Below are 16850 nucleotides of genomic sequence, written 5' to 3'. Positions count from 1 at the left end.
CAAGTATGGAGTAGAGAGATTTGAATTTGAGATAAAAGATGACTTTATTGGGATGGAAGTCCTAACCTTGACTTAGTTATTGCTCACTAAGTAACAATTACATTAAACCACTTTTATCTGACAAAGACAACCAAGAAATCAAAATTTGCGATTTTTATTTTAAAACGGCTTGAAATGTTGATATCAAAGGGATTATTAACACGAGGTATTATTGATCATAAAATCACAATCTTTGTTGATTATAATTAAAAACAGAATTGACAGTCGCGGTCTTTAACGGCGGGGGTGCATGATAAAATTAAGTCAATCAATCAAAACGGAGGAGCGATTTAATGAGCAGCTTAAAGTTTATTTTGGGGACAGCCGCGGATGATCATCAGGCTGGGCTGCTGGCTGAAATGAAACAGCAGCTGGCCGCTGATCCTAAAGGCGAGTTCTTCTACCTGGTTCCCAACCATATTAAGTTTGCAACCGAAATCGAAGTACTGAATCGGCTGAAAAATACCGCTGAGCAGGATCCGGATCAGCCATATGCTCAGATGAAGGTGCAGGTACTGTCGTTCAGTCGGTTGGCATGGTATCTGCTGCGCGACACGCCGGCTTTTCAGGCACCACGGCTTTCGCCAACGGGGCTGACGATGCTGACGGCTCAGATCGTCAACCAGCATCAAAATGAAATGCAGATGTTTGCCGGCGAAATCAAGCGGCCAGGTTTTATCAAGGAACTGACACAGCAGCTGACCGAACTGCAGACGGCTCGGATCGCACCGACTGACTATGCGGCCATTATGGAACGTGCACAGACCTGGGCCAAAGACAATCGTCAGATCTTAGATGATGTCTGGCAAGCTAAGCTTAAAGTCATTTTTCTGGTGTATGGCGAATTCGTGAAGGCTCTGGGCGACTATCAAGATATCAGTCAGATTGACGCGCTTTTGGTGAAGTATCTGCAGCAAAAGGATCTGTCACACGCCTATTTTTATCTGGACCGGTTTTCGCAGTTTACGGCTCGTGAGCTGCAGATCGTACAAGCGCTGATCAAAAATGCCCAGGCGACCACGATCGCGCTGGTTTTGGATCGCCCATACCAAAATCAGCTGCCAGATGAGCATAATCTGTTTTATGAATCAGGGCGTCAGTACTATCGCTTGGCAAAATTCGCCAAGCAAACGCCGGGCGTCAAGCAGCTGGCAGACGTGATGGCCGACCAGCCGCGCGTTACTGCGGATCTGCAGGTGCTGGATCGGGTCTTGGCGGCTCAGGCTCAGATGCTGAATGAGCTGCCGAGCGCGCCGCTTCAAGATTCCCAAAGCATTCAGTTCTTTACGGCCCCCAATCGCGTGGCGGAGCTGAATCTGATCGCAGCCAAGATTCGTCAGCTGGTCAGCACGGGTAAATACCGCTATCGGGACTTCTTGATTTTGACGCGCCATCTGGACGGTTATGCCACGATGCTTGAATCGGTTTTTAAAGCGCATGAGGTGCCGATTTTTAATGACCTTGAGCGCTTGATGAACAATCATCCCTTGGTAAATCTGATTGAGGCGCTGTTTAAGGTCTATCAGCGTCATTTTGCAACCAGTGACGTGATGCACCTTTTGAAGACAGGATTGCTGATTCCGCAACAAATGCATGATGATCTGGGCCGGCTTGTTACCCGAAAATATTTCCAAAAGGCCGTCTACCAAACGGAAAACTGGTGTCTCCAATATGGCCGCACGGGTGATGATTGGCTGAGCAGTCAGCGGTGGCATTTTGATCCCAACGTAGATGCTGAAGAGCTGCGGCACCATCCGGATATGCAGAAACGCGATCAGTATGCCTCGGCACCATTAAACGTCGTCAAGGATTACGTCAGCGGACTGCAAAAATTTTTCAGCCAGCTTGATCAGGCAGAAAACGGCGCGGCGGCAGCCAAAGCACTGTACGGCTTTTTGGTCAATGCCGGCGTTGTCAAGCGGCTGGAGGAATGGTCGATTGCCGACAGCCGGTCTGATCTGGCAAGGGCGCAGGAACCTCAGCAGGTCTGGCAAGTCTTTTGTAATCTGCTGGATGAGTACGTGCAGATCTTAGGTCAGCAGCAGCCATTTTTAATTGATGAGTTTGCCGATTTATTGATGGCTGGTTTTGAGGCCGCGCAATACTCGCAGATTCCATCAACCTTGGATCAGGTCGTGATTTCGGAAACCGGGATCGTGCAAACCACTACGCGCAAGGTCGTCTTTATGATGGGCGCAACCAGCGACGTCATGCCGGAAGCCAAGTCAGCTACGGGACTGCTTAGCGATCCGGACCGTGAGCTGTTGAATGCCTGTCTGGATGACGAACAGTTTCTGCCAGCCAGCGGTGTTGAAAAAATGAGCAACGAGCCGTTTTTAAACTACCTGGGCTTTATGAGCGGCCGCCAGCGTTTGATCATTTCGGCACCGCAGATCGGCAATGATGAAAAACCGCTTAGTATGTCGCCTTATATGATTGATCTGGCGATGGCGTTTGATCGCTGGGATGCCGACAAGAAACGTCTCAAGGATGATCTGCCGTTTATGGCTCAGCCACAGGATACCGCGACCGTAGCCTGGCCGTTTGTCAGTACGCCATTTGCAGTATTGGGTACGCTGATGCAGGTTAAGCGGCAGGCATTGGATGATCATCAGCCATTGGGCGCGGCCTGGAACTTTTTAAGCGAACTGATGGCGCAAAAGGTCAAGCGCTACGACTGGACGGCGCAAAGTCTTGACTATACCAATGAAACGACGCCGCTGCCGGCTGATCTGGCAGAACGGCTGTATGGTCAATGGGATCCAGAAGCACTGGATGCACGAACGCAGGCACTGCAGAATGGTGAACGGCCAGGAGAAATAGCACCCGCGCTGCAGCATGACACGCTGTATGCTTCAATTTCTCAATTGCAGGACTATTATCGCAACCCATATGAATACTTTCTTAAATATGGCCTGCGTATTCAAAAACGAGAAGAGCTGGAAATCTCGGCCGATAAATCCGGGACGTTTTTCCATGACAGTCTGGATCGCTTCATGCGGCTGCTTAGTGAGCAAGGCTTAGCACTCCGCCAACTGACCGATGATCAGCTGCAGCGTCTCACCCATCAGGCAATGGCCTGGGCCTTTGATCAGCAGCCACAGTTGATTCAATTAACGCAGAACTATCAGCGACTGGCCTTTCGCAAGCGGCAGCTGGAACGTCTGGTCGAAACGATGACGAAGGTTTTGCGTGATCAGTCCAAGCTGACGCGCGCCAAAAACGTGGTAACGGAACAGAAATTCGGCGTGATGGACTTGAGCGATCAAGGGCAGCAGAGCTTTGCGCCATTGATCTACCCGCTTGATCATGGTCATAAGGTCTATCTGCGTGGCCGGATCGACCGGGTTGATTCCGTTGAGCTGAATCAGGAGCCTTATTTGATGGTGGTTGATTACAAATCCGGCAATCAGCAGTTTAATATGGTCGAGGCCTATGACGGCTTGGCACTGCAGATGCTGTCATATCTAAACAGTCTCAGCCACCAGCTCAAGCTGAATCAGCAGTCGGCCAAGATCGCCGGGGCTTTGTACCTGCATCTGCAGAACCCCGTCTTTAAATGGGAGGATCTCAGCGGCAGTCTGGCATCTGAAGAATTAAAGAGTCATCGCTATCGAGGGGTTCTGCTGAACGATCGGCAATTGCTGAATGATCTGGATCAGGGCTTTGACAATTTCAAACCGCAGATTCTGAACCTGCGTGCCTTTAAGAACGGCAACATCAAGGCCAACAGCGGCATGGCACTGGTTGATGAGTCACAGCTGGCTGCTCTTTTGCAGCGTAATCAGGAACGCATCGTCAACGCGGCGACGCAGATTTTTGCAGGGGACACGTCTTTGCGGCCATATCGGCTTGATAAGCGCGACGGCCTGCAATACAGCGACTATCAAGACATCTACCGCTTCGACCCAATGCTGGATCAAAAGAACTATCGCGATGTTTTGCTAACCGAGCGCGATGTGCAGAAAAAGCTGAAACAAGAATCACAGGGGGAAAAACATGAGTGATACCAGGTTTACGCCACAGCAGCAGCGAGCCATTGATGCCAGAACCCATGATATTTTGGTGTCGGCATCAGCTGGCGCGGGGAAGACAACGGTATTGGTTGACCGCGTTATCAAAATGCTGAAAGAAGATCCGAATCTCAATATCGATCAGCTGCTGATGGTTACTTTTACCAACGAAGCCGCCGATAACATGCGCGAGCGGATTCGGCGCCGTTTGGAAAAAGAGGCCAACAACCGTCATCTGCGCGATCAGATCAACCGGCTGGCGATTGCCCACATCAGTACGATTCATGCCTTTTGCCAACAGCTGATCAAGCGCTACTACTACTTGATTGATCTGGACCCACAGTTTCGCCTGCTGACTGATGAAACCGAGACGACGCTGCTGCAAGATCAAGTCTGGGATGATCTTAGAGAAGAACTGTATGCCAGAGACGCGCTGATTGAAGATCCCAGCCAGCGACCATTTGAGCGGCTGGTGATGAATTTTGTCAACGACCGCAGTGATGACGCATTGAGCGATATCGTGATGGAACTGGATCGAGTTGCCAACGCACAGGCCGACCCGCATGCCTGGCTTTGGCAATTGCCTAGATTATATGAGCTGAATGATGATGAGCTGACCAAGTCGAACTTTTACCAAAAACAGCTGCTGCCGGTCCTGCAGCGTGAACTAAAGCAGATCCATGCTGATTTTGTCACGCTGACTCATCAGGCCCAGGCAGCTGACTTGACGACGACTTCGCAGATGCTGGCTGACGATGCCGAACGGGTAGAGCAGCTGCTGAAACTGACCGAAACCGGTACTTGGGACGCAATCAGCGCCCAACTGACCAAAAAAATGTTTCCAACGATCAAAGGCCGGCCCAAAAAAGATGAAACGGCTGCATTGGCGGCATACGATGCAATCAAGGATTCACGCAACGAGCTGCGCGAACAGATTCAAAGCCTGCATGATCACTACTTTATGGATGCCAAGTTGCTGATCAAGCTGTCGGCAGGGGCCAAGAAAGTCGTTGATGAGTTGGTTCAGGTAGCCTGGCAGTATCGCCAAAACTATCAGCAGATCAAGCTGCAGCGGCACCTGCTTGATTTTTCCGACTTGGAGCACTATGCCTACCAGATTCTGACGGTTGATACGAATGCCGGTAAGCAGACTTTAAAGAATCTGCAGCGGCACTATCGCGAAATTATGATTGATGAGTATCAAGACACCAATCCGCTGCAGGAAAAGATCCTCCAGCAGCTCCATGATCCAAGCGTCAACCAGCTGTTTATGGTTGGCGACGTCAAGCAGTCGATCTATCGGTTCCGGCAGGCTGACCCGACGATGTTTCTACATAAATATGAAACGTTTGTCAGCGAAGATCAGCTGCAGCCGGATTCACCAGGCGAGCTGATCAATCTGGCTGAAAACTTCCGCTCCATGCCTAACGTGACCGATTTTACCAACCTGCTGTTCAGTCAGCTGATGGATCATCAAGTTGGTGAGATGGACTATGATGAGGCTGCTCATTTGAAATTTGCCGCGCAATGGTATCCTAAAGAGCAGGTCAAGCCAGTTGAGGTGATGCTCTATGATGCCAATGCTGAGGACAACGACGCCAATGCCAGTCATGAGGCTGATCGTCAGTCAGGCGAGCTGCGGATGGTCGGCATGCGGATTCGCCAAATGCTGGACAATCATGAACAGATTTTTGATCCCGACGCTCCCGATGGTCATCGTGACATCAAGCCAGGCGATATCGTGCTTTTGGAACGGGCCAAGTCAATCAACAACACGCTGGTCAACGAGTTTGCCTCGTTGAATATTCCATTGACCGTTCATGGCGTGGAAAACTACTTTAAGTCGACCGAGGTACGGACGATCGTTTCATTGTTGAAGATTATCGACAATCCATACCAAGACATTCCACTGGTTGCCGTTCTGCGCTCGCCAATCGTTGGGCTGACAGAACCGGAAATGGCCTATCTGCGCATCAATGACCGGCATGATCAGTATTTCCAGGCATTGGAGCGTTTCGTGACGACCTACCATGACTTAAAGCTGCCTGATGATCATCCATATGGTATTGATCTGGCCGTGCTGCATCAAAAGACGGCCCGCTTTTTGGACCAGCTGCATGAGTTTCATAACATTGCCCAGCGACGTTCATTGGTTGAATTGATTTGGACGATCTATCAAGAAACTGGCTATCTGGACTATGTGGCCGGCATGCCAGGGGGACAGCAGCGGCAGGCCAATCTGCATGCCTTGTATGAACGAGCGCATGGCTATGAAGAAAGCAGCTTTAAAGGACTTTATCAATTCATTCGGTTTGTCGAACGCATGCAAAAACGCAATCAGGATCTTGGCGAGGCTCCGGCACAGCTTGCCAGCGATACCGTGAACGTCATGACGATCCATGGTGCCAAGGGGCTGGAATTTCCCGTGGTCTTTTTGATCGACACGGCGCATGGCTTTAAGGATGAAAACGGCAAGGCGATTATTGATGCCAACGCGGGTTTGGGAATCAAGTATCTTGGCCGGGCCGCGGATCAGGCACCTGATGCATTGCCACAGATTCTCTATGACCTGCCGCAGCGCAACCTGATTATTGAAGCCCAAAGAGCCAGCAGCCGAGCAGAGGATCTGCGGGTCTTGTACGTTGCCTTGACGCGAGCTCAGCAGCGTTTGATCATTACAGGCTCAGTCAATGAAAACAAAGAAGGCCCTGGCCGCTCAGGATTGAAGCAGACCGCCAAGACTTGGCAAAAAGCCCTGCAGAGCAGTACTGCCGTCATTGGTTCCCAGGCTCGGCTCAATGCCCATTCGTTTTTGGATTGGATCGGCATGGGAATGGTGCGGACAGCTGATTTTGACCTGGCTGATCTGGGGATGGAAGCCAACGATGATGAAGCCGCCTGGCAGACCAGCGCAGGTGATTTTTTTGCCCAGCGCTATAACCAGACGCAGGTTCAAAAACAGCTTGATGATCTGGCGGCGCAGCGTGGCGAACAGGCTAAGGAGACGACCGCGCCGGCAACCCAGCTGACGCCTAACCAGCAGCAGGCCTTTAAGCAGGTCGTGGAAATGGAATATCCGCATCCTGAAGCAGTGTTGACGACGGCCTATCAAGCGGTCAGCGACATCAAGCAGCTGTTTGCCGTCCAGGACCCTGATGATCGTGAAATGGGCCGACTGACGTTTGATCAGCAGCAGGTCAAGACAAGCGGTTGGTATCGCAGCGATGATTTTGCCCAGCCTAAGTTTATGACGACTCAAAAACATCAGCCCTCGGCATCTGAAATCGGAACGGCAACGCACCTGGTCTTTCAAAAACTTGATCTGAGCAGTGGTCAGGTAGATGCCAAACTGGTCAGCCAAACGATCGCTCAACTAAGAATGGATCAGCTGCTAAGCACGGATAAACTGGCTGATGCCATTGATATTGACGGCATCGTGGCCTTTTATCAAACTGAGCTTGGTCGGCGGATTTTGGCGCACGCGGCCAGTCTGCGGCGTGAGGCTCCTTTTTCCATGCTGATCAATGCCGCCCAGCTCTTTAAGAATCTGGCAGATGAAAAAGAGGATGCTCCCGTATTGATTCACGGGATTGTTGATGGCTATTTTGTCGGTGATGATGGCTTGGAACTATTTGACTATAAGACCGATCATGTTGATCAATCAACGGCCGCGCTTAAGGAACGTTCTGAGCAGCGTATCGTTGATCGTTACAGCGGGCAGCTGAACTTGTACGCCGGCGCACTGCAGAATGTCGAACGGCAAAAGGTTGCGCACCGGTGGCTGTATTTGGTGGCTACGCGTGAATTAAAAGAGATCTAAAAAATGGGGCTCGGCAGCTGTCGAGTCCCATTTTGGCTATTTTTCAATGATGCTTTCCTGCAGCAGACCGTCAAAAAAGTGCTGCAGCGAGATCTGACCGCCATTGTTTTGAACGCCTTTAAGCTTGAGTACTTCATTATGTACGTTTTTGTAGCCGAAAAGGTTGTTGGCATATTCCATTAAGATCTCGTTTTCCGGATAGTCCAAAAACATATTGGCAAGATTGTTGAGGCCGACTTTTAAAGCCCGGCGAATTCTTTGAAAGACGATTTTTTTGGTGTGTGCGTCAAAATGCAGCACGCTGGCAAAATCAATGTCGCTGAAGCCCAGTTTTTGATCCACCATTAATGAAATAATGCGAATGATGTCTTGGCAGCCGGTTTCTGCCGTGATGCCCAAAAAGCGCAGAATCGATTTGATGCGGTCAACCTGCTGCCGCTGCTGAGACTGTGGCAGATGATAGGGGGCACTGCTGCCAACCAGCTCAAAGATGCGGTTGAGCTTGTCGGTCATCAGCGTATAGCCGGCAATGAGTCGAATAATATGCTTGGTTTCGGCCAGGTTGATTGGCTTTTCTAAGAAGAAGTCAATGCCAGCCTGGTAGGCAGCCGTCCGCGTCCTAGCATCACTTACTGAAGACATCATGATAAAATGCGGCTGACTGTTGGCGGCTTTAAGCTTTTCAATCAGCTGAATTCCTGACATTACTGGCATGCCATAGTCGACCAGCATGATGTCGACGCGCAGCCTTAAAAGGTCATCATAGGCCTGCTGAGGATTATCGGCGACCCCAACGATTGAATTGTTAAAGTCGTTCTCAATCAAATCGCTAAGCAGATCAATGGTATCAGGATCATCGTCAGCAATGTAAAAATTCATAAAAATACCTCCTAAAGCATAAACATTCTCAAATTGAAGTTTTTGGAAACTTTTTGATGCTTCTTGAATTTTAACATTTTTATTTAACCAGCAACATCCCTTTTTGAGCGGTGATGTTTTATGCACCGATTTAATGCATATTTCTAAGATAGCGTTTACATTCCTTGATATATCAAGATTAAGATAACCTAAAAAATAAATTTTTCTTTTGAAGTATTTTGAATCAATGTGAAGATTACTGAAAACGGTTTCTATGATAGAGACTGTAATTAAGAAGGAGGAACTTAAAAATGTCATTTAACTTACGTAACCGCAGTTTCTTAACCCTGGCTGACTTTAACACCCGTGAAATGGAATACATGCTGAACCTGGCCGAAGATTTGAAGAAGGCTAAGTACACGGGCAATGAAGGCAAGCGTCTGGAAGGCAAGAACATTGCTCTGATTTTTGAAAAGAGTTCTACTCGTACCCGTTGTTCATTTGAAGTTGGTGCCAAAGACGAAGGTGCTCACGTAACCTACCTTGGCCCATCCGGCTCTCACATTGGCCACAAGGAATCCGTTAAGGACACGGCTCGCGTATTGGGTGGGATGTTCGATGGTATTGAATACCGTGGCTTCTCCCAACGCAACGTTGAAATTCTGGCTAAGTACTCTGGTGTGCCAGTTTGGAACGGTCTGACTGATGAAGACCACCCAACCCAAGTTCTGGCCGACTTCCTGACTGCTAAGGAAGTTCTGAAGAAGAACTACCAAGACATCAAGTTTGCCTTTGTTGGTGACGGTCAAGACAACGTATCCAACGCTCTGATGCTGGGTGCCGCTGTTATGGGTATGGAATACCACGTTGTAACGCCTAAGGAACTTGAACCAACTAAGGAAACGCTGGACAAGGCTAACGAAATTGCCAAGGAAACTGGTGCCAAGATCGTCGTAACCAACGACATCAAGGAAGGTGTCAAGGGCATGGACGTTATCTACGCTGACGTTTGGGTATCCATGGGTGAATCCGACGACATGTGGGAAAAGCGGATCAAGCTGCTGAAGCCTTACCAAGTAACGATGGACGTTATGAAGGCTACTGAAAACCCTAACGTTATCTTCGAACACTGTCTGCCTGCATTCCACAACCTGGACACTGAAGTTGGTCGTGAAATCGAAAAGAAGTTTGGCCTTAAGGAAATGGAAGTTACTGACGAAGTCTTTGAAAGCAAGCACTCCGTTGTCTTCCGCGAAGCTGAAAACCGGATGCACACCATCAAAGCCGTTATGGTTGCCACTCTTGGTGAATAATTAAACATCCACATCATTAATTGATTCTATTACCAAGGGGGAACTGCATATGGCTAAAGTAGTAGTTGCATTAGGGGGCAATGCTTTAGGCAAGACACCTGAAGAACAGCTTGAATTGGTTAAGAACACGGCTTGGTCTTTGATCAGCCTGGTATCTTCAGGCAATCAAGTAGTTATCAGTCATGGGAATGGTCCACAGGTTGGGGCGATCAATCTGGGTATGAACTACGCCGCTGAAAATGGCAAGGCACCTGCCTTCCCATTCCCAGAATGTGGTGCGATGAGCCAAGGCTACATCGGCTACCACCTGCAGCAGAGTCTGCAAAACGAACTGCACCGTCGCTGGATGAACAAGAACGTGGTTACGATGGTTACGCAAGTTGCTGTTGACCCAAAGGACCAGGCTTTTGAGAATCCAACGAAGCCAGTTGGTGATTTCTACACTAAGGAACAAGCCGAAGCAATCGAAAAGGAAAAAGGCTACACGTTTGTTGAAGATGCTGGCCGTGGCTATCGTCAAGTTGTTCCATCACCACTGCCAAAGCGGATCTTGGAAATCGACAGTATCAACAAGCTGATCGAAGCCGGCGACCTGGTAATCGCAGGTGGCGGGGGCGGGGTTCCCGTTATCTTTACTGATGATGGTCTGCAAGGCGTGCCAGCCGTTATCGACAAGGATCGGACGAGTGCACTGCTGGCCGACAACATCGATGCCGACAAGCTGATCATTCTGACGGCGGTTGACTATGTCTATGTTCACTACAACCAACCAGATCAAAAGACGCTGAAGAAATTAACGATTTCCGAAGCCAAGAAGTACATCGACGAAAAGGAATTCGCTGCCGGCAGTATGCTGCCTAAGATCGAAGCCTGCATGTCATTTGTTAAGGATCACCCAGACCGTGAAGCTATCATCACTTCACTGAGCGGTTTGAAGGATGCCTTGGCTGGCAAGCTGGGCACGGTTATCGTTGATGGCTAGTTCAAAATAACTCCTTAAATCCACTGACGTAAGTCTCCCAAGCATTAATACCAATAGCAAAAAGAGTCGTCTCGCAAAACGCGGGGCGACTTTTTTAGTGCTGCCAATATAAATAAAAAAGGATCAGCCTTGTCTGGACTGATCCTTTTGATTAATAGTCGCCGTTTAAGATGGAGTTTTTAACGACCACATAGTCAACCTTGGTAATTGACTTAAGGTCGCGGCCCCCGGCATATGAGATGGACGACTGCAGATCTTCTTGCATTTCCAGCAGCGTGTCTTTAATCGAACCACGGAATGGCACCAGCATCTGCTTGCCTTCAACATTGCGGTAGGCGCCTTTTTGCACTTCGGAAGCAGATCCCCAGTACTGCTTGTAGCGCTTGCCGTCGATGGTGATCAGATGACCAGGTGATTCTTGATGGCCGGCCAAGAGTGAGCCAATCATAACCATTGAGGCACCGAAACGGACTGATTTGGCAATGTCGCCGTTGTGACGAATCCCACCATCGGCAATCAGCGGCTTGCTGGCGGCCTTACTGCACAGACGCAGTGCGGCCAGCTGCCAGCCACCAGTGCCAAAGCCGGTTTTGAGCTTAGTGATGCAGGCTTTACCAGGGCCGACGCCGACTTTGGTAGCATCGGCACCGGCGTTTTCCAGTTCACGAACGGCTTCCGGAGTGGCAACGTTGCCGGCAGTTAAGAATGATTCAGGTAATTGTTGCTTAATATAGCGAATCATTTTAATTACATAATCTGAGTGTCCGTGAGCAACATCAATCGTAATGTATTCTGGGACTAAATGTTCGGATTTTAATCGATCGATAAAATCGTATTCACTATCTTTGATTCCAACCGAAATGGAGGCAAACAAGCCGCGATCATGCATGCGCTTAACAAAGTCGGCACGGTCTTCGGGCTGGAAACGATGCATTACATAGTAGTAGTCGTTTTGGGCCAGCCAGATTGCCAGATCCTCGTCAATTACGCTTTCCATGTTGGCAGGAACAACGGGAATCTTGAAAGTCTTGGGACCAAACTTAACGCTGGTATCGGCTTCGCTGCGACTCTTGATGATGCACTTGTTAGGCACCAGTTGAATGTCATCGTAATCAAAAGTTTCCATGAGTCAAGGCTCCTTTTTGGTAAAAATGTAATACGTTAAACCTTAGCTATTATGCACAAACAAATTCATGGCGTCAAGTATAAAACGCACATTTTTAATCGGTCTTTTTGAAAACGTTCGGTTAATATCTTGCAAATTTTTGGTAAATCGTATAATATCATTAAGTAAGTACGTGCTCATAAAGAAATTTTGGATGAGGTGACTAATTAATGGCATCAGTAGTAATCGTCGGCAGTCAATGGGGCGACGAAGGCAAGGGCAAAATGACCGACTATCTCAGTCAGGAAGCCGATGTCGTCGTTCGTTCGCAGGGGGGCAACAATGCCGGCCATTCCATTAGCTTTGACGGCAAGAAATTTGCTCTGCGCTTGATTCCATCAGGGATTTTCGGCGCTAAGAAGCTTTCCGTGATCGGTAATGGGGTTGTGGTAAATCCTAAGGCGCTGCTCGAAGAAATCCATTACTTAAACGATAATGGCATCAGCACGGATGGTCTTAGAATCTCTAACCGCGCCCACGTTACCCTGCCTTACCACCTGCTGCTTGACAAGTGCCAAGAAGAAGCCAAGGGTGACAAGAAGGTTGGCACGACCCAAAAGGGGATTGGCCCAACCTACATGGACAAGGTTGCGCGGACTGGGATTCGGATGTGCGATCTGCTGGAACGCGATGTCTTTGCTGAAAAGCTGCGGGCTAACCTGGCTGCTAAAAACGAGCTGTTTACGAAGATCTATCATGTTGAACCGCTCGAATTCGATGACATCTTTAATGAATATTACGAGTACGGTCAAGAACTGAAGAAATACGTTACCGACACTTCGCTGTTGGTTAACGATGAATTGGATGCCGGCAAAAAAGTACTATTTGAAGGTGCGCAAGGTACGATGCTGGATATCGACGATGGTACCTACCCATACGTTACCTCTTCTAATTCTGGAGCTGCCGGTGCGCCAACTGGGGCGGGCGTTGGACCTAACCAGATCGATACGGTCGTTGGCATCTGCAAAGCCTACTGCACGCGGGTTGGGGCTGGTCCTTTCCCAACCGAGCTGCACGATGAGATTGGCGCCCACATTCGCGAAGTTGGTCATGAATACGGGGTCGTAACCGGTCGTCCACGGCGGGTTGGCTGGTTTGACTCGGTTGCCATGCGTCATGCCCGTCGTGTTGATGGCATGACCTACCTGAGTCTGAACCTGCTTGACGTCTTGTCTGGCTTAAAGACGGTCAAGATCTGCAAGGCCTACCGTTTAGATGGTCAAGAAATCGACTACTACCCTGCCAGCTTGGCTGAACTGGATCGCTGCGAACCGGTTTATGAAGAGCTGCCGGGCTGGGAAGGCGACATCACGCAGATCAAGAGCTATGATGAGTTGCCAGAAAACGCCAAGAACTACTTGAAGCGGATCTGTGAACTGTCACAAACGCCACTGGCTACGATTTCAGTCGGCCCTGACCGTGAACAGACGATTATTCTGCATGACCCTTGGCTGGGTTAGACCTTGGCAAATCAATCAATCAGATCCAGCCGTCTTTGATGGTTGGATCTTTTTATTATGGTTTGATTAGAATTGGTTCTGGCGGTTGACACTGCTAATCGAGGCAGTTACACTAACAGATAAAGTATGAGCACCTTTAACTTGGTCCCGTGAGGCTGAAAAGGAACGGATAAATGTTGCGTCTCCTCGTTTTGGTGCGAAGAGACGTTTTTTCTTTCAGCAAATAAAATAAAGGAGTGAACTTCATGGCTCATGAAATCGTTGACGGTTCAAGCATGCAACGGGCACTGACCCGCATTACCTACGAAATTATCGAACAAAACAAGGGTGTCGAAAACCTGGTCTTTGTTGGAATCAAAACGCGCGGTGTCTACCTGGCCCAACGTCTTGCCAAGCGCATGGAACAGTTGGAAGGGGTCAAGGTACCAGTAGGAACGCTTGATATTACGCTGTATCGTGATGACCGTCATCGTCCAGATCATAAGGTTGAGCCAGAAGTCAAGACTACTGACCTCGGCGTCGACATCAACGATAAGCACGTTATCTTAGTCGACGACGTTTTATTCACGGGACGAACGGTGCGGGCTGCTTTAGACGCCTTGATGGATATGGGCCGGCCTAAGCGCATCTCGTTGGCGGTCTTGGTTGATCGTGGTCACCGCGAGCTGCCGATTCGGCCTGATTTTGTCGGCAAGAACATTCCAACGTCAACTAATGAAACGGTACACGTGGCGGTCGAAGAATACGATGGTCATGAAGATATCTCAATTGAATAGTCTAACTTAGCGTTGCCATTTAATGAACTCCAGAGAGGGTCAAACGGTGCGGTGAGGTTTTTAACCGACCTTAAAAAGCATCAGTGCTCTCCTGAAGTGAGCAACTGATGCTTTTTTCGAAAGGGGAAAATTATGAGTCGTTTATCAGTTTCACTTCCAGGCCTGCATTTGAAGAATCCGGTAATTCCTGCCAGCGGAACCTGCTGGTATGGTCAAGAGATTGCCCGCAACTATGATTTAAACAAATTAGGCTCCTTGGTCATCAAGTCAACCACCAGTCAGCCACGCAAAGGCAATCCTGCGCCACGGGCCTGTGAAACATCTGCCGGCTGGCTGAATGCCTATGGTCTGAACAATGCCGGGGTTGACAACGTGGTCCAAGAAAAGCTGCCATGGCTGGCGCAAAACTATCCTGAACTGCCAGTGATCGCCAGTGCGGCCGGTTTTAGCGAGGAAGAATATGAAGCAGTGGCGGCCAAACTGGGAACCTCGCCTTACGTCAGTGCCATGGAACTTAATGTCTCATGCCCCAACGTCAAGCATGGCGGTCTGGCAATGGGGACCGATCCGGAATTGTTGGAACGCTTGACGCGGCGGTGCGTAGCGGTTTCTAACGTGCCGGTCTACGTTAAGCTGACGCCAAACATTACCGACATCGTTCCGCTGGCCAAAGCCGCAATCAATGGTGGCGCGGCCGGTTTGACGATGATCAACACTTTAACCGGCATGGCAATCGATCTGAAGACGCGCAAGCCAAAACTGGCCAACGTCACGGGCGGGCTTTCTGGGGCGGCCTTAAAGCCAATTGCACTGCGCATGATTCACCAGGTTCGCCAATTCTCCAACATTCCGATTATTGGCGTTGGTGGGATCGAGACTCCAGAAGACGTTTTGGAATTTATGATGGCTGGTGCCAATGCGGTTGAGGTTGGCGCGGCCAGCTTCCATGATCCGCTGGCCTGTCCTAAGATTATTGACCAGCTGCCGACGGTGATGGATTATTATGGTATTGAAAAACTGACAGATCTGAATGAGGTACGATTTTAATGGAACGATTTGAACCAATGGTGGCCATTGACGTTGATACGAAACAGGCCGCATTGAAGCTTTTTGATGAACTCGCCAACGACACGGATCACACGCCGATCGTCAAAATCGGGATGGAGCTGTACTACGCGTTTGGTCCCGGCATTGTTAGAGAAGCCAAGCAGCGCGGCTTTAAGATCTTCTTGGATTTAAAGCTCTACGACATTCCCAACACCGTTAAGCGGGCAATGACGGCAATCGGCAAGATGGGCGTTTCCTTTGTGACGACGCACGCGGCTGGCGGCAGTGAGATGCTGCAGGCAGCTAAGACGGGGCTGGCAGAAGGTGCCAAAGCGGCCGGCTGTCCAATGCCTAAATTGCTGGCTATTACGGAACTGACTTCGATTGACGATCGGATTCTGCATGAGGAACAGCACGTTGACTTCAGCTTGATCGAAGCCGTACAGAACTACGCGCAGCTTTCGGAAAAAAACGGTCTGGACGGGGTCGTCTGCTCAGCTCAAGAAGTCAAGGCGATTCGCGAAGTTACCGGTCCCGATTTTCTGTGCGTTACCCCAGGGATTCGGCCAAATCTGCAGGTTCATGATGATCAAAAACGGGTCGTTACGCCACAGCAGGCTCGCGAGCTGGGCAGCAATGGGATCGTGGTTGGCCGGCCGATTACGCTGGCAGAAGATCCAGTCAGTGCCTACCAAATGATTCGTCAAGCATTTATGGAAGGGGAAAACTAAACATGTCAACACAAGCCGAAATCGTTGCTAAAGATCTTTTAGACATTCAAGCAATCACCTTAAGCCCCGACAAGCCATTCACCTGGGCCAGCGGACTGCACTCGCCAATCTATACTGACAATCGCCTGACGATCTCTTATCCAGCTGTTCGCCGCAATATCTATGAAGGCATGGTCCAGCTGATCAACGAACATTTCGAAGACGTCGACGTAATTGCTGGGACCGCCACGGCCGGGATTCCACACGCGGCCTGGGTTGCCGAAGAAATGGGTCTGCCGATGATCTACGTGCGTTCCAAGCCTAAGGATCATGGTCAGGGCAAGCAGACGGAAGGCGTTCTTTATGAGGGGCAGCGCGTGGTTGTGATTGATGATCTGATCTCGACTGGCGGCAGCGTCTTAAAGGCCGTTAAAGCCGTTGAAAAAGAAGGCGCCGATGTGGTAGGCGTGGTTTCCGTCTTCACCTATGAACTGCCGGCCGCCGATGACAACTTCCAGCAGTTTGGCATTCCATACTACTCGGTAACCAACTACACGACTTTGATTGAGACTGCTGAAAAGACTGATTTAATCGACCGCAATCAAATGAAGGATCTGCATGAATGGCGCAAGGATCCCGCCGCTTGGTCAGCTCGTCATTAAAAATA

The 16850-nt window shown here is 49.5% G+C and carries 11 protein-coding genes; 9 read left to right on the top strand and 2 right to left on the bottom strand.

Going from position 1 to position 16850, the window contains the following annotated elements; translation table 11 throughout:
• The first annotated feature begins 332 nt into the window (after window positions 1–332).
• Window positions 333–4046, top strand: coding sequence for a PD-(D/E)XK nuclease family protein (locus FC47_RS04465; RefSeq protein WP_056968131.1), 3714 nt, complete (start codon window positions 333–335; stop codon window positions 4044–4046).
• Entirely contained in the window at window positions 4039–7872 is a 3834-nt protein-coding gene (addA, locus tag FC47_RS04460; RefSeq protein ID WP_056968129.1) for a helicase-exonuclease AddAB subunit AddA, read from the top strand. The genes FC47_RS04465 and addA overlap by 8 nt, the downstream gene beginning before the upstream one ends.
• A 36-nt stretch (window positions 7873–7908) precedes the next feature.
• Here the strand turns inward: addA and FC47_RS04455 are convergent, their stop codons facing one another.
• On the bottom strand, window positions 7909–8751 hold the full coding sequence (locus tag FC47_RS04455) for a DNA-binding domain-containing protein (RefSeq protein WP_033934574.1): 843 nt from the start codon (window positions 8749–8751) through the stop codon (window positions 7909–7911).
• Between the two features lie 290 nt (window positions 8752–9041).
• Between FC47_RS04455 and argF the strand changes: the two genes are divergently transcribed.
• Together argF and arcC are read left to right on the top strand one after the other, a co-directional pair.
• Window positions 9042–10043, top strand: a complete 1002-nt coding sequence (argF, locus tag FC47_RS04450; protein ID WP_006500908.1) for an ornithine carbamoyltransferase — start codon at window positions 9042–9044, stop codon at window positions 10041–10043.
• Window positions 10044–10092: 49 nt separating this feature from the next.
• Window positions 10093–11025 carry a carbamate kinase gene (gene arcC / locus FC47_RS04445; protein WP_006500909.1) on the top strand — a complete coding sequence of 311 codons (933 nt, stop codon included), beginning with the start codon at window positions 10093–10095 and terminating at the stop codon, window positions 11023–11025.
• A gap of 151 nt (window positions 11026–11176) precedes the next feature.
• Here arcC and FC47_RS04440 read toward each other — a convergent pair whose 3' ends face one another.
• Complete coding sequence (locus FC47_RS04440; RefSeq protein WP_006500910.1) at window positions 11177–12151, bottom strand: GMP reductase; 975 nt, start codon at window positions 12149–12151, stop codon at window positions 11177–11179.
• Window positions 12152–12360: 209 nt separating this feature from the next.
• Between FC47_RS04440 and FC47_RS04435 the strand changes: the two genes are divergently transcribed.
• From FC47_RS04435 to pyrE, 5 genes are all read left to right on the top strand, one after another.
• Window positions 12361–13650, top strand: coding sequence for an adenylosuccinate synthase (locus FC47_RS04435; protein ID WP_056968127.1), 1290 nt, complete (start codon window positions 12361–12363; stop codon window positions 13648–13650).
• A gap of 245 nt (window positions 13651–13895) precedes the next feature.
• Window positions 13896–14426 (top strand): bifunctional pyr operon transcriptional regulator/uracil phosphoribosyltransferase PyrR, encoded by a 531-nt coding sequence (pyrR, locus tag FC47_RS04430; RefSeq protein WP_006500912.1) that lies wholly within the window; start codon window positions 13896–13898, stop codon window positions 14424–14426.
• Between the two features lie 132 nt (window positions 14427–14558).
• The gene (locus FC47_RS04425) at window positions 14559–15473 is read left to right on the top strand and encodes a dihydroorotate dehydrogenase (RefSeq protein WP_033934577.1); all 915 of its coding nucleotides are present in this window, start codon (window positions 14559–14561) and stop codon (window positions 15471–15473) included.
• Window positions 15473–16204 (top strand): orotidine-5'-phosphate decarboxylase, encoded by a 732-nt coding sequence (pyrF, locus tag FC47_RS04420; RefSeq protein ID WP_056968125.1) that lies wholly within the window; start codon window positions 15473–15475, stop codon window positions 16202–16204. Before FC47_RS04425 ends, pyrF begins: the two co-directional genes overlap by 1 nt.
• A 2-nt stretch (window positions 16205–16206) precedes the next feature.
• Window positions 16207–16845 (top strand): orotate phosphoribosyltransferase, encoded by a 639-nt coding sequence (gene pyrE / locus FC47_RS04415; RefSeq protein WP_006500915.1) that lies wholly within the window; start codon window positions 16207–16209, stop codon window positions 16843–16845.
• Window positions 16846–16850: the final 5 nt, after the last annotated feature.

This window comes from Limosilactobacillus mucosae DSM 13345 (assembly GCF_001436025.1).
Taxonomy (GTDB): domain Bacteria; phylum Bacillota; class Bacilli; order Lactobacillales; family Lactobacillaceae; genus Limosilactobacillus; species Limosilactobacillus mucosae.
This window is presented reverse-complemented; position numbering and strand designations above follow the sequence as displayed.